Origin of the sequence: Nocardia sp. NPDC051463 (assembly GCF_040681975.1) — a bacterium.
In the GTDB taxonomy this organism is placed as follows: domain Bacteria; phylum Actinomycetota; class Actinomycetes; order Mycobacteriales; family Mycobacteriaceae; genus Nocardia.
On the sequence record NZ_JBFBAB010000006.1, the window covers coordinates 131,963 to 146,101 of the forward strand.

Here is a 14,139-nt window from a genome sequence, read left to right on the forward strand (position 1 = left end):
GAGCTACACCGGGACCGGGACCGACAGCAGCAGCGACGACATCACACCCTCGGTCGTCACCCCGTCCAATTCCGCCTCGGGTCGCAGGTGCAGGCGGTGTCGCAGCACCGCGACCGCCACCGATTTCACGTCGTCAGGGGTCACGAACCCGCGCCCGTTGAGCCAGGCGAACGCGCGCGCGGCCGCCATCAGGGCGGTGGCGCCGCGCGTGGACGCGCCGTGCTGGATGGCGGGCGACGTGCGGGTGGCCCGGCAGATGTCCACGGTGTAGGCGAGCACCTCCGCGCTGATGGTGACGTGCGAGACCGCGCTTCGGCCCGCGGCGATGTGTGCCGGTCCGGCGACGGGCCGCAGTCCGGCGGCGGCAAGATCGCGCGGGTCGAATCCGGCGGCATGCCGCTGCAGGATGCGGAATTCGTCATCGCGACCGGGCAATTGGATGTCGACCTTGAACAGGAACCGGTCCAGCTGCGCCTCCGGCAGCGGGTAAGTGCCCTCCTGCTCGATGGGGTTCTGGGTGGCGACCACGACGAACGGATCGGGCAGCGGCCGAGGCTTGCCGTCGACCGAGACCTGGCGTTCCTCCATGGATTCCAGCAGCGCGGACTGCGTCTTGGGTGGGGTGCGGTTGATTTCGTCGGCGAGCAGCAGATTGGTGAACACCGGCCCGTGCCGGAAAGTGAACTCCGCCGAGTGCGGGTCGTAGATCTGCGAGCCGGTGACATCGGCGGGCATCAGGTCCGGTGTGAACTGGACGCGGGCATGCTCGAGGTCCAACGCCGTCGCCAACGCCCGAACCAGCAGCGTTTTCGCCACACCCGGCACACCTTCCAACAGCACGTGGCCACGGCACAGCAGCGCCAGAACCAGGTACATGATCGCGGTGTCGTTGCCGACCACCGCTTTACCGATCTCGGCGCGCAACGCGGCGAACGCGGCACCCGCCTCTTCGGTGGTGGGGGTGTGGTTGGTGTTGGTCATGCTGGTCATCCGACCTCCTGTGTCGTGCAGGGATTACCGCACCCCGGCCGCGGTATGAGGAGGATGAGCGTTGGGTGCTGCCTCATCCGACCTCCGCCTCGATCCATTCGAGTTGTGCGGCAACAAGATGCAAGGTGTCCGGGTCGGGCACCGGACCGTACAGGGTCGAGCCGACCATGCTCGGGTCTGCGCCGATGCGCGCGCTGACCGCGGCGATCAGTCGGTCCGGAGCGGTTTCGGCGGTGACGCCGAGGTGCGGGCGGATGCGGCGCAGTGTCGCCGCGCGCAGTTTCGATGCGACATGTTCGTAGTCCTTGGATCGGCGATACAGCGCGGCCTGCCCGGCGAGCAGCTCGTTCGCCGCGACCTCGACCGGTCGCGGCTCACCGACGAGCGCGCCGCGGCGGCGGCCCCGCCACCACACCAATAGCCCTGCGGCGATGAGGAACTGGAGTCCGCCGAAGGCGACCGGTCCGGGTAGTCGGCTGAAGATCGAATCCTGGCCCGCGCCGGCACGAGGTGCGTCGATGTCGGGACTGTCGGGGTAGTCCGTCGGCGGCGGCATATGCGGCGGTTTCCGCGGTGTCGGGGTGTGCGGCGCACCACAGGCGTTCAGCATCGCGTAGAGCAGCAGCAGCAGTACCACCACGCCCGCGAGACCAACCCAGAACTTCGGGCTGCGTAGCAGTTCCGGCAGGGGGGTTCGTTGCCTGCGCGTTCGTGGTGGTTTTTCGGTGACCGCCACTTCGGCGGGTTCCGGTGCGGGCGGCGGCGCGGCGCCGGAGTATCGGTCGGCGTATTCGAGGCTGCGGTATTCGTCTTCGGTCGCGTGCCTGCCGCCGTAGACGATTTCGTCGAAACTGTAAGCGGCGGGATGGAGTTCGGTCGCGGCCTCGAGCGGTAGCACGGTGGTGGCGTCGTCGGCGGTCTCGCGCGCAGTGCGCGAGCGGCGCACCTCGAGTAGGCCGCCCTGCTCGAGCCCACGCAGCACGGCGCGGAAGCGTTCGCGCAGTGCGGCATCGAAGTCACGGTGCTCGGCGGCGGACTCGGCGGCGGCGCGATGCTGCGCGGCCGCGCCGAGCCGAGGCGGCGGTGGGGCCGCGGGCTCGCGCACCGGAGGCCAGGTCTGGGGTGTGAGGCTGTCGGTCGGGTGCTCGGCGTCGGTCATCGTGGCTCCGGCACCCGGATATCGAGTCCTTCACGGCGGCAACGCCGATCCACATACGACACCACGCGTGTTGCCGCCTCGACGACCTCACCGAAGGCGACGATCAACAGCACCGCCGAGGTGGTGAGCACGATGACCTGCCAGCGGTGGGTGCCCGAGAAATCCGAGAGGAACCGCGGGATGCCGAGCAGCGGCACGGCCAGCAGCACCGTCAGCCCGCGCTGGCATAGCCACAGACCCGCGGTCGGCCACTCTGCTCCGGCGACGAGCAGTCGCGACCGCGCTACCGCGGTGGCGTGCGAGGCCTGCTCGACGAATATCACCGGCACCGCGACGAACCGCTGAGCCCGCAGGTGACCGAGCCACAGCAGCCCGAGCGGGAAGGTGACGACAAGAATGCTGCCCAGCGCCAGCACGCTCACCCCGACCAGCGTGAACAGCACATGGAACACCAGTAGGGGTATGCCGACGGTCGCCGTCCTGCGCAGCGCGGTGCGCCACCCGATCGGGGATCCGGAGACACTGGCAAGCCCGATCGCGACGGTCAGCCCGCGCAGCACGAACCGCAGCAACCAGGCGCAGGCCGCGGTCGACAGGATCGCGGCCCATCGGGTGCCCTGATCGGAACCGTGCGTCAAGTGCGACCCGCCTGCGGTGATCGCGACGACGATCAGCTCGGCGACGACCAATCCGACCACCGTCACACAGGCCAGCACGACGATGTTCGCCTGGATCAGCGCGAACGGCTCGTCGAGCAGTTCACGAAAGCGCAGTGGACGGATCGGCACCGTCGGCCCAGGTGACCCTGGTGATGGATGATCTCCCGCCCCGACGGCACCGGCCTGCTCGGCGGCTGGTTGCACGGGGCCGAGTCTAGAGCGTGCAGGGCGGCTTCGCCGGTAGTGGAGCGGGAATCTGTCCGCTCAGCGTTCGAGTAGGCGATCCACAACGGCTCGATACCGCTGTGGCTCGATGGGCGGCAAACCGAGCAGAGCCCGCAGGTAAACGCCGTCACCGACCAGCCGGACGATGTCGGCGCGCACCGGGTCGTCGATTTCCTCGTCGAGGCCGGTCGACCAGGCGTTCAGCATGTCGGTGAGTGCCTGCTGCACCTCGCCGGTGTCCGGGCCGGAGCTGGCATCGATCGTGCGCATGGTCGCGAGCATGGATCGGTAGACCTCGAGTTCTACGGCTTCCGCGGCGTCGTCGGGGTTCGGGGTCTGCAAATACCACTCGGCGACCGAGGTGCCGTGCGCGACGGCGTCGCCCAGGTGCTGCTCCGCACGTTCGCCGAGGCGTCTGACCAGGCCGGCGAGCAGGGCGTCCTTGCTCTTGAAGTGATAGAGCAGGCCGCCTTTGGAGACGCCTGCGGTCGCGGCGACGCTTTCCAGCGTCACCTGGGACATGCCCTTTTCCAGCAGCAGAGTTTCGAGCGCGTCCAGGATGCGGTCGCGGGTGGTTGCCGTCACCCGGACGACTATACCGGCTGGACGGTAATGCGAATCTACTGTACCGTCTGGACGGTAAGAAGACCACGACAATAGTCGGGAAAGCCGATGAGCACACAGACCACACAGGACAGCCGGAACGTTGTCGGGATGGCGACAGGGACCATCGCCCCGCCCCGCGCCACCACCCGCGACTGGGCCGGCCTCGCCGTGCTCGCACTCGCACTGCTGCTGCTCGCCGTCGACGCCACGGTGCTCGATCTCGCGGTGCCCGCGATCAGCGCCGATCTGACGCCGACCACACCGCAGCTGCTATGGATCATCGACGTGTATTCGTTCGTCCTCGCTGGTCTGCTGGTGGTGATGGGCAACCTCGGCGACCGGATCGGGCGGCGCAAGCTGCTGCTGATGGGCGGCGTCGGCTTCGCGGTCGCGTCGGCGATCGCGGCCTGGTCGGTTTCACCCGAGATGCTCATCGCCGCCCGCGTGCTGCAAGGTGTCGCGGGCGCGACCCTGATGCCCGCAACGCTCGGCTTGATCCGCTCGATGTTCCTCGATCCGCGTCAGCGCACGGTTGCCATCGCGGTCTGGAGTGCGATGGCGGGCGGTGGCGCGGCGGCGGGTCCGCTGCTGGGCGGCTGGCTGCTCGAGCACTACTGGTGGGGTGCGGTGTTCCTGGTGAACTTGCCGGTCATGCTGGCACTGCTGGTGCTCGGTCCGGTCCTCATTCCGGAATCCCGTGATCCCAACCCCGGCCGGTTCGACCTGCCGAGTGCCGCGCTGTCCATGCTGGCTCTGGTGCCGGTGGTGTACGCGGTCAAGGAGAGCGCTGCCCACGGTCCCAGCCTGGGAATGGTCGGCATCGGTGCGATCGGCGTGCTCGCCGGTGTGCTGTTCGTGCATCGGCAGCGCGGTCTAGAGCACCCGATGATCGATCTGAAGCTGTTCGCAGTGCCGAGGTTTCGCATCGCGGTGCTCACCAGCTTGCTTTCGGTGTTCGCGTTGGCAGGCGAGCTGTTCTTCGCCTCGCAGTACCTGCAACTCGTCCTCGGCCACTCGCCCTTGGAGGCGGGCCTGCTGCTGTTGCCCGGTCTTGCGGCCAACGTGATCGCCGCGCTGGCATCCGCGTGGTTGGTGCGGTATCTGCGGCCCGGCCTGGTGCTCAGCGGTTCGCTGCTGGTTGCGGCGATGGGTTCGGCGCTATTTCTGCTGCTCGGGGGCGATGCGACGAGCAACGTGACCTTCATCGTCGCCTTCCTGTGCACCGGCGCCGGTGTCGGTGTCTCGCTGACGATCTCGTCGGATCTGGTGGTCAGCTCCGCGCCTGCGGCGCGAGCCGGTGCGGCGGCAGCGGTCTCGGAAACGGCGTACGAGACCGGCATCGCGCTGGGTGTCGCGGTGCTCGGCAGCGTGGTCATGGCGGTATTCCGCAACGGCCTCGACCTGTCGCGCATCCCCGCCGAGCATGCGGAGGCCGCGTCCGAATCTCTCGGCGGTGCAACAGAAGTCGCGCGCGGACTGCCGGAAGCCGTCGGTGCCGAGTTCCTGACCTCGGTGCACGAGGCGTTCGTCTCGGGGATTCACATCGCGGCCATCGGCACTTCGGCGATGATGCTCCTCGCCGCGTCGGTGGCGTTCCGGCTGCGCACGGCCCGGTCGTAGAGCGCTGCTGTCGGGCAGGTATCCGGCTTCGGTGGTGCTCGGATTTCGGTGTGAGGGTGGGTGGCGCCCGAACCCTCTCGGTCGCGATTCGCGCCGCACGCCGGAGCCGCGGGCGGCCGGGACGACTCCGCCCGCGCAAGCTCGAGCTCACGCGCACCGGGCGGTGAAAACTCGACGTGGACGACGGCTTCGTCGATCTCGGCGCGTGCGATGCCGACCCGGTGGCGTTCGCGCTCGCCGACATCGCGCGCGACGCTGACGGTGCGGGTTGCGATTGCGCCGAGCACCAGCGCCACCGGAATGCACCGGCAGCATCCGAATCCGCCGCCGCCCCGACGACTCCTCGGCGGGCCCGAGCAGCCGCGACCCCCATGGGGCCGCAGCAAGCGCGGCCGGCCTCACGTCACTCTCGGGCATGAGTGCAGAGTGTGCGGCCCAAGGACACAGAGCTGCGATGCTGACCGGCATCCCGCCCGACCCCACACCCCGTGGTCAAGTCGGGTCGGTGAGAGAAATGGCGGCTGATACGAGGAGTTGAGCCACCCTTTCACTGCGCTCGATTGGGTGCTGCGCAACTCGGCGGGTGTGGGCTTCGGGGGAGGGGCGGGTCGAGGTGGGGTCAGTGGCCGGGTGGGAGTTCGTGTTGGGGGCGGTGGGGGAGTTCGGGGGTGTGGTGGGTGGAGAGCTCGCTGTGGGCGGGCGTCGCGGGCAGACCGTAGCGGGGCGCGCCGGTGGGCGGCAGTCCGAAGTAGCGGGGGTCGTTCGGGGACGCGTAGTGCTGCTGGTAGTCCGCGTCGACAACAGTGGAGGCGATGTGCTGGGCGGCCTGCCATTGGGGTGAACCAGGAGGGAGTTGGTAGCCGAGGGGGGCGGCGTTCATCGTGGGTGCGTGCGAGTCCTGGGAGTCCACGGTGACCTTGCGGGTGCGGCGGAGGGTGAAGGTGATTTCCTCGACCTCTTCGAAGGCTTGGCGTGCGGTGCGCAACGGGTGGGTTGCGGAGTCGATCGCGTTGGTGACGAAGGACGGGACGAGGGGGCGGATGAAACGGGCCGCCGTGTCGGAGAAGGGCACCGTGCCGATGATGGGGAGTTCGAGGCCGCCGCCCTTGGGCGCGGCCGGGGTGGGGGCCGCGACGGCAGGGGTCGGTGCGGCTGCGGTGGTCGCTGGTGCGAGTGCCCCGCTGGTGACGGTCGCGGGTAGGTGCGGTGTCGCGTGAGACACGGAGGTGTCCTCTCGGTCGTCAGCCGGTGCGGCTGGTAGTTCGCGGCGGCGCGGCGGCTCGGTGATGCCGAACTCGATCCCGCCGATAGCGCCGATGATGCGGGTGCGCTCGCGTTCCCGGTCGATCGCGGTGTCCGCCTCGATGGCCAGCCGCGCCGCGGTGAGTTCGTGATCGGCGCGCAGGGCGGCTGCCTCGGTCCGTACCTCGGCGCGTTTGGTGGCGATCGCGGCGTCGGCGGTGCGCGCGGCGCGGTCCTGCACGATGTGGGCGGCGAGGCGGCGGTCGAACGAGGTATCGCCGCGCCACCACCGAAGGATCAGCGGCAGCAATGCCAGGAAGATCAAAGCCACAATCGTCAGCACCCGAAGTGGCAGCGCGCCCGCGTCGTGGCCGGTGTATTCGTTCATGGCCTGCCAGCGCGCGCCGAGGCCGCGATCGGCGTCGGCGAAAGCGGCGGATTCGGCTGTGCGGACGGTCTTTTCGTCGTCGGCGATGCGCTGGTCGAGCGCGGGCACCCGGTCCTGCGCCGCGGCCAGCTGCTTGCGGGCATCCGCGAGCATGTCGTTGGCGGTCTGGGCTTCGGGTCCGCGGCCGGGCACCCCGGTGATACGGGTCTGCGGACATTCCCGGCTCGGGTTGAATTCACAGCGCGCAATGATCAGTGCGTGGTCGATGTCGGTTTGCGCCTTGGCGATCGCCTGATCCAGTGAGGTCCGGTCGGCGCGGGCGCGGTCCAGCTCGGCGTCGGCGGTCACCACCGCAGGAGCCGAGGCGACCGAGCGCTGGGCCTTCTCATCCAAGAGCCGGTCGACGGAACCACCGAAAACGACGACCGAGGCCAGCTCGGCAACCAACCCGCCGACCAAAACCGCCACGGCGATCCGCGCGATGACCCCGAGCCGGTCCGGTGCGCGACCGGGGCGTGGGGTGGCGAGCGCGCGAGCGACCGCGCCGGCCAGCAGCGCGACGACGAGGGCCGCGGCGCTGATGGCGAGCAACGGCCAGGTGTCGGCCGCAGCGAGAGCGAGCGTCGTTATTGCGCCGGACACCGTCGCGAACAGCAGCACGACAGCACCGGTGACGGCGTAACTCGCGTGCTCGTGCCGGTCATCGAGTTCGGTGCCGGGTGCTGTCGCTCCCGGCGTCCGCTCGGGACCTCCGCCGAGCCAAGCGAACATGCCGGTGACCGTCATGGGATCTCACATCCTCTACGTCCCAGTCCTTGTGGCGAGCTTGGCGAAACTGTCACAGATTCGTTGTCACAGCGTGACAGGCCATGGCCCGACACACCGAGCACGGCCCAGTGGATGTGTTCAGGTTCACAAAGATTCGGTTGCTGGATGCCTCCCCACGAGCGGAAATGCTCGGCGCAGTCGAACCGAGCCGCAGGTCGACCACCTGGCGGCACGCCGGGGAAGGAGTCCGTCGACGGCCACGCCCCATCGAGGGAAGGCGAGCAGGCGGCTCGATGGGACTGCCGGACGGAGTCCGTCGCCGGTCGCGTCGGGCCGAGCGACAGCGCGGCGGCCGCCTAACCTGGCACGGTGATTCGTTTCCGAGCGTGGAGGTCGGGATATGCGCGGTGGCCTGCTGGTACTGCTGTCGGTGGTGCTGGCCGTGCTGATTCCTGCTAGCGCGCTCGCGTCGCCTGCCGAGCCGCGTGTCGGGTCACTGCGCGGCCTCGTCGAGTTGGTGGCCGATCGGCTCGACACCGCCGACGCGGTCGCCGCGGCGAAGTGGGCGACAGCGCGGCAGCTCGGAACCGAGCCGTCGATCGATGATCCGGGCCGCGAGGCCCAGGTCTACGACGATATGGCCCGGTTCGGCGCCGGCCGCGCCCTGCCCGAAAACTGGATCAGGCAGGTGTTTTTCGGCCAGATCGAGGCGAGCAAGATCGTCCAGCGCGGACTGGTCGCGCGATGGCGATTCGATCCGGCGGCGGCGCCCGCGGCCCCACCGGACCTGACGAAGGTGCGCCCGCGGATCGATCGGCTGAACGTGGACATCGTCGAACAGTTGGCCGCACAGCGTGACGAACTGACCGCGCCCGACTGCATGGAAAGGCTCGCGCCCAGCGTTTTCGGTGTCCTCACCTCGGGGCGTGTCGATGCGCTGCACCAAGTCGCCCTGATTCGCGCCGCCGCTGCCCTCTGTGCGCCATAGCCCGAGGGTGGGTTCGGCGACACGCTGACTACGGCGCAGTAGTCAGCGGGCGGGTTTCGATGGCGCGCTGATGTTTTCGCTGTGTGTCGAAGAGCACTTCAGAATGATTGCTGGAAGTGTGCTGAAAACCACAAAAAGCAAAAGAGTCCGGACGGTCGGATCGGGTTCTGTGCTTGTCATGACCCTGTCGGAAATGTCTCACCGGGGTCCTTGTCGAGTTAGCCGCCGACAAGGTGGTTTGCCTGCTGCGGAGCAGGGGAAATCATCTTCGGTGCAGGTGAGGGCCAGTTCTGGCAGTGCGTTCGGCGTGAATGGCCAGGTCTGACCCGCCTGGTGCCATTACCTGGCACTCGGTGCCAGGGGATCGATCCCGCCAGGTTCGCTGCTTTACACTGGACAACGCGCACACGTGGAGGACCGTGATCAAGAAGCCCAGCTAGACCTGGTTATTAGTGAAACCTTAGTTGGTTGGGCCCTGGACCTGACTTATCGTTTGCTCTTACGTCGAACACAGAATGTTCGGCCACGATTGCCCGCTCGGGTACCTCACGCCGGTGCTCAGCGTAGCGGGCGAGCACCCGCACGGAGGTGAGGAACTCGTCAGTGTTCCGTTACCGCCGAGCACCCACTACGTAACACCAGCGGGTGGACAACTGGAGACGTGACTGCACGCCGGACCATCAGCGCGGCTGGATCCGGAATGTACGGGCGCAGTCTTGACGGAGGCATTCGACGAAAGGCCGTTTTTCCACGCAGGCCAACCTCATCGAGGCCGACTTTCTTGAAGGCAGAGGCATGACGCAACTTCCTGGCCACAGGTCCCCTGGACCCATCGGGCTCTATGACCCGGCGAACGAACACGACGCCTGTGGTGTCGCATTCGTCGTCGACATGTACGGCCGCCGCAGCCGCGACATCGTCGACAAGGCTATTACGGCTCTGTTGAACCTGGAGCACCGTGGTGCCGCAGGCGCCGAACCCAACAGTGGTGACGGTGCAGGCATCCTGATCCAGATTCCGGACCGGTTCTTCCGTGCCGTGGTCGATTTCGAGTTGCCGCCGGAGGGCTCCTACGCCACCGGTATCGCCTTCCTGCCGCAGGCCCGCCGTGAGGCGACCAAGGCCGCCTACGGCCTGGAGCGGATCGTCGAATCCGAGGGCCTCGCGGTGCTCGGCTGGCGCGACGTGCCCACCGACGAATCCACCCTCGGCGCCTTGGCCCGCGACGCCATGCCGACCTTCCGGCAGATCTTCATCGGCTCCCCGAAGGGTGCCGCCGAGCAGTTGTCGGGCATGGATCTCGAGCGCCGTGCTTACGTCGTGCGTAAGCGGGTGGAGCACGAGCTCGGCAAGGCGGGTGCGGGCGAAGGTGCGGTCGGCAAGGAGTCGGTGTACTTCCCGAGCCTGTCCGGGCAGACCTTCGTCTACAAGGGCATGTTCACTACGCCGCAGCTGCGCGCCTTCTACCTGGACCTGCAGGACGACCGGATGGAGTCCGCCCTCGGCATCGTGCACTCCAGGTTCTCCACCAACACCTTCCCGTCCTGGCCGCTGGCGCACCCGTTCCGCCGCGTAGCGCACAACGGTGAGATCAACACCGTCACCGGTAACGAGAACTGGATGCGGGCCCGCGAGGCGCTGCTGCGCTCCGACGTGTTCGGCACCAACGAGGCGGGCAACAACCGACTCGAGAAGATCTTCCCGGTTTGTACGCCCGGGGCAAGCGATACTGCCCGCTTCGACGAGGTGCTGGAACTGCTGCACCTCGGCGGCCGCAGCCTGCCCCACGCAGTCTTGATGATGATTCCCGAAGCCTGGGAGCGTAACGAGACGATGGACCCGCAGCGCCGGGCCTTCTACCGCTACCACTCCATGCTGATGGAGCCGTGGGACGGCCCCGCATCGGTGTGCTTCTCCGACGGCACCGTCGTCGGCGCCGTGCTCGACCGCAACGGCCTACGCCCCAGCCGCATCTGGGTCACCGACGACGGCCTCGTCGTGATGGCCTCCGAGGTCGGTGTCCTCGACATCGATCCGGCGAAGGTGGTCAAGAAGGTCCGGCTGCAGCCCGGCCGCATGTTCCTTGTCGACACCTCGCAGGGCCGCATCGTCGGCGACGAGGAGCTCAAGTCGCAGCTGGCCGGCGAGCACCCGTACCAGCAGTGGCTCGACGCGGGCGTGACCAAGCTCGCCGACCTGCCCGACCGCCCGCACGTGCACATGTCGCACGATCGCGTGCTGATCCGGCAGCAGATCTTCGGATATACCAACGAAGAGCTGAATCTGCTGATCTCACCGATGGCGAAGACCGGTCTCGAGGCGCTCGGCTCGATGGGCACCGACACCCCGATCGCGGTGCTCTCGTCGCGACCGCGACTGCTGTTCGATTACTTCTCGCAGCTGTTCGCGCAGGTCACCAACCCGCCGCTGGACGCGATCCGCGAGGAAGTCGTTACCAGCCTGCGCCGGGCGATCGGTCCGGAAGCCGACCTGCTGAACCCGGGACCGGAGTCCTGCCACCAAATCACCGTGGCGTCGCCGATCGTGGACAACGACGAGCTGGCCAAGCTCGTGCACATCAACGATGACGGTTCGCAGCCCGAGCTGCGTTCGGTGGTTGTGCGCGGTCTGTACCAGGTCAAGGAGGGCGGCAAAGGCCTGCGCAAGGCGCTCGAGGCGATCAACACCCAGGTGTCGGCCGCCATCGACGGCGGTGCGCGGATCATCGTGCTGTCCGACCGTGAGTCCAACGAGAAGCTGGCGCCGATTCCGTCGCTGCTGCTGACCTCGTCGGTGCACCACCACCTGGTCCGCGAGCGCACGCGCACCATGGTCGGTCTGGTCGTCGAGGCCGGTGACGCCCGCGAGGTGCACCACATGGCCATGCTCGTCGGCTTCGGTGCGGGCGCGATCAACCCGTACATGGCCTTCGAGACCATCGAGGACATGCTCGAGCGCGGCGCACTCGAGGTCCCCGGCAGCACCGGTGATCTGGCCGCCGACTACCGCAAGGCGGTCGCGAACTACAACAAGGCCGCAAGCAAGGGTGTGCTGAAGGTGATGTCCAAGATGGGCATCTCCACCCTGGCCTCCTACACCGGCGCCCAGCTGTTCCAGGTCATCGGCCTGTCGCAGGACCTGGTGGACGAGTACTTCACCGGTCTGCGTTCGCATCTCGACGGCATCGGACTCGACGAGATCGCCACCGATGTGGCCGCTCGCCACACCGTCGCGTTCCTGGAGAACCGCAACGAGCGCGCGCACCGCGAGCTCGAGGTGGGCGGTGAATACCAGTGGCGTCGCGAGGGCGAATATCACCTGTTCAACCCGGACACCGTGTTCAAACTGCAGCACGCGACCCGCACCGGTCAGTACTCGATCTTCAAGGAGTACACCAAGCTGGTCGACAACCAGTCCGAGCAGCTCGCCTCGCTGCGCGGCCTGTTCAAGTTCAACACCACCACCCGGGCCGCGATCTCGATCGACGAGGTCGAGCCGGCCAGCGAGATCGTCAAGCGGTTCTCCACCGGCGCGATGAGCTACGGCTCCATCTCCTCGGAGGCGCACGAGACCCTGGCGATCGCGATGAACCGTCTCGGTGGACGTTCGAACTCGGGTGAGGGCGGCGAAAGCCCGTCGCGCTTCGAGCCGGAGGAGAACGGCGACTGGCGGCGCAGTGCGATCAAGCAGGTGGCGTCGGGCCGCTTCGGTGTGACCGCACACTATCTGACCAACTGCACCGACATCCAGATCAAGATGGCGCAGGGCGCAAAGCCCGGTGAAGGTGGCCAGCTTCCGGCGCACAAGGTGTACCCGTGGGTCGCCGAGGTACGGCACTCGACGCCCGGCGTCGGCCTGATCTCGCCGCCGCCGCACCACGACATCTACTCGATCGAGGACTTGGCGCAGCTGATCCACGACCTGAAGAACGCGAACCCGCAGGCGCGGATTCACGTGAAACTTGTTGCGGAGCCTGGCGTCGGCACGGTTGCGGCCGGTGTGTCGAAGGCGCACGCGGACGTGGTGCTGATCTCCGGTCACGACGGCGGCACCGGCGCCTCACCGCTGACCTCGCTCAAGCACGCGGGTGGCCCGTGGGAACTCGGCCTGGCCGAGACCCAGCAGACGTTGCTGCTCAACGGACTTCGCGACCGCATCGTCGTGCAGGTCGACGGTCAGATGAAGACCGGCCGCGACGTGATGATCGCCGCGCTGCTCGGTGCCGAGGAATTCGGTTTCGCCACTGCGCCTTTGGTGGTGTCGGGCTGCATCATGATGCGGGTCTGCCACCTCGACACCTGCCCGGTGGGTGTCGCGACGCAGAACCCGGTGCTGCGCGAGCGCTTCACCGGCAAGCCGGAGTTCGTCGAGAACTTCATGCTGTTCATCGCCGAAGAGGTTCGGGAACTGCTGGCGCAGTTGGGCTTCCGTACGCTCGACGAGGCCATCGGCCGGGTCGACATGCTCGACACCACCAAAGCCAAGCAGCACTTCAAGGCCAGCAAGCTGGACCTCTCGCCGATCCTCGACGACGTCGAGACGGCGTTCATGCGCCAGGACCGTCGCTGCACCAAGACGCAGGACCACGGTCTGGACAAGGCACTCGACCAGCAGCTCATCACGCAGAGCCGCGATGCCCTCGAGCGTGGCCAGGCGGTGAAGTTCGAAACCAAGATCTCGAACGTCAACCGCACCGTCGGCACCATGCTCGGCCACGAGGTGACCAAGCTCTACGGTGGTGCGGGCCTGCCCGACGACACCATCGACATCACCTTCACCGGCTCTGCGGGCAACAGCTTCGGCGCGTTCGTCCCCGCCGGCATCACGCTGCGGGTGCTCGGTGACGCGAACGACTATGTCGGCAAGGGGCTTTCCGGCGGCCACCTGGTGGTCCGCCCATCCCTGACCGCGCCGGCCGAGTTCGTGGCGGAAGAGAACATCATCGCGGGCAATGTGATCCTGTTCGGCGCGACCAGCGGCAGGGCGTTCATCCGCGGCGTCGTCGGCGAGCGGTTCGCGGTGCGTAACTCGGGCGCCACCACGGTGGTCGAGGGCGTGGGCGACCACGGCTGCGAGTACATGACCGGTGGTCGGGTCGTCATCCTCGGTGAGACCGGCCGTAACTTCGGTGCAGGTATGTCCGGCGGTGTCGCGTTCGTCTACAACCCGAACGGCACCTTCGAGGCCAGGCTCAACCCGGAGCAGGCCGACGCCGTCGAGCAACTGTCAGGTGACGATTTCACCTGGCTGCGCGACATCATCACCCAGCACCGTGATCAGACGGGTTCCGCTGTCGCCGACCGCATTCTGAGCGATTGGTCGCAGCAGGTGAACCACTTCGTGAAGGTCATGCCGCGGGAGTACAAGAAGGTTCTGCTCGCGATTTCCGAGGCCGAGAAGAACGGCACGGATGTCGACGAGGCGATTATGGAGGCGGCACGTGGCTGACCGGAGAGTTCTAGAGATGACGTCGACGAGGCGCTGTGACCATTCG

9 protein-coding genes are annotated in these 14,139 nt (G+C 67.6%); 3 read left to right on the forward strand and 6 right to left on the reverse strand.

All coding sequences use genetic code 11. The features are described from left to right. Nucleotides 1-3: 3 nt before the first annotated feature. From AB0M74_RS11595 to AB0M74_RS11610, 4 genes are all read right to left on the reverse strand, one after another. The gene (locus AB0M74_RS11595; RefSeq protein ID WP_364905344.1) at nt 4-981 is read right to left on the reverse strand and encodes a MoxR family ATPase; all 978 of its coding nucleotides are present in this window, start codon (nt 979-981) and stop codon (nt 4-6) included. An 82-nt stretch (nt 982-1,063) separates the two neighbouring features. After that, nucleotides 1,064-2,149, reverse strand: coding sequence for a DUF4129 domain-containing protein (locus AB0M74_RS11600; protein ID WP_364905035.1), 1,086 nt, complete (start codon nt 2,147-2,149; stop codon nt 1,064-1,066). After that, nucleotides 2,146-3,012, reverse strand: a complete 867-nt coding sequence (locus tag AB0M74_RS11605; RefSeq protein ID WP_364905037.1) for a hypothetical protein — start codon at nt 3,010-3,012, stop codon at nt 2,146-2,148. Before AB0M74_RS11605 ends, AB0M74_RS11600 begins: the two co-directional genes overlap by 4 nt. A gap of 60 nt (nt 3,013-3,072) precedes the next feature. Then, on the reverse strand, nt 3,073-3,618 hold the full coding sequence (locus AB0M74_RS11610) for a TetR/AcrR family transcriptional regulator (protein WP_364905040.1): 546 nt from the start codon (nt 3,616-3,618) through the stop codon (nt 3,073-3,075). Between the two features lie 129 nt (nt 3,619-3,747). Here AB0M74_RS11610 and AB0M74_RS11615 point away from each other — a divergent pair, with 129 nt between their 5' ends. Then, nucleotides 3,748-5,259, forward strand: a complete 1,512-nt coding sequence (locus AB0M74_RS11615) for an MFS transporter (RefSeq protein WP_364905347.1) — start codon at nt 3,748-3,750, stop codon at nt 5,257-5,259. On the opposite strand, the gene AB0M74_RS11620 is transcribed toward AB0M74_RS11615, so the two are convergent. Beyond that, a complete protein-coding gene (locus AB0M74_RS11620; protein WP_364905043.1) occupies nt 5,178-5,546 on the reverse strand; it encodes a hypothetical protein in 369 nt (122 codons plus the stop codon). The genes AB0M74_RS11615 and AB0M74_RS11620 overlap by 82 nt on opposite strands. Nucleotides 5,547-5,878: 332 nt before the next feature. Beyond that, on the reverse strand, nt 5,879-7,675 hold the full coding sequence (locus AB0M74_RS11625; RefSeq protein ID WP_364905046.1) for a DUF4407 domain-containing protein: 1,797 nt from the start codon (nt 7,673-7,675) through the stop codon (nt 5,879-5,881). Nucleotides 7,676-8,057: 382 nt separating this feature from the next. Here AB0M74_RS11625 and aroQ point away from each other — a divergent pair, with 382 nt between their 5' ends. After that, nucleotides 8,058-8,645, forward strand: a complete 588-nt coding sequence (aroQ, locus tag AB0M74_RS11630; RefSeq protein WP_364905048.1) for a gamma subclass chorismate mutase AroQ — start codon at nt 8,058-8,060, stop codon at nt 8,643-8,645. A gap of 795 nt (nt 8,646-9,440) precedes the next feature. Beyond that, complete coding sequence (gene gltB, locus AB0M74_RS11635; protein ID WP_364905051.1) at nt 9,441-14,093, forward strand: glutamate synthase large subunit; 4,653 nt, start codon at nt 9,441-9,443, stop codon at nt 14,091-14,093. The last annotated feature ends 46 nt before the right edge of the window (nt 14,094-14,139 follow it).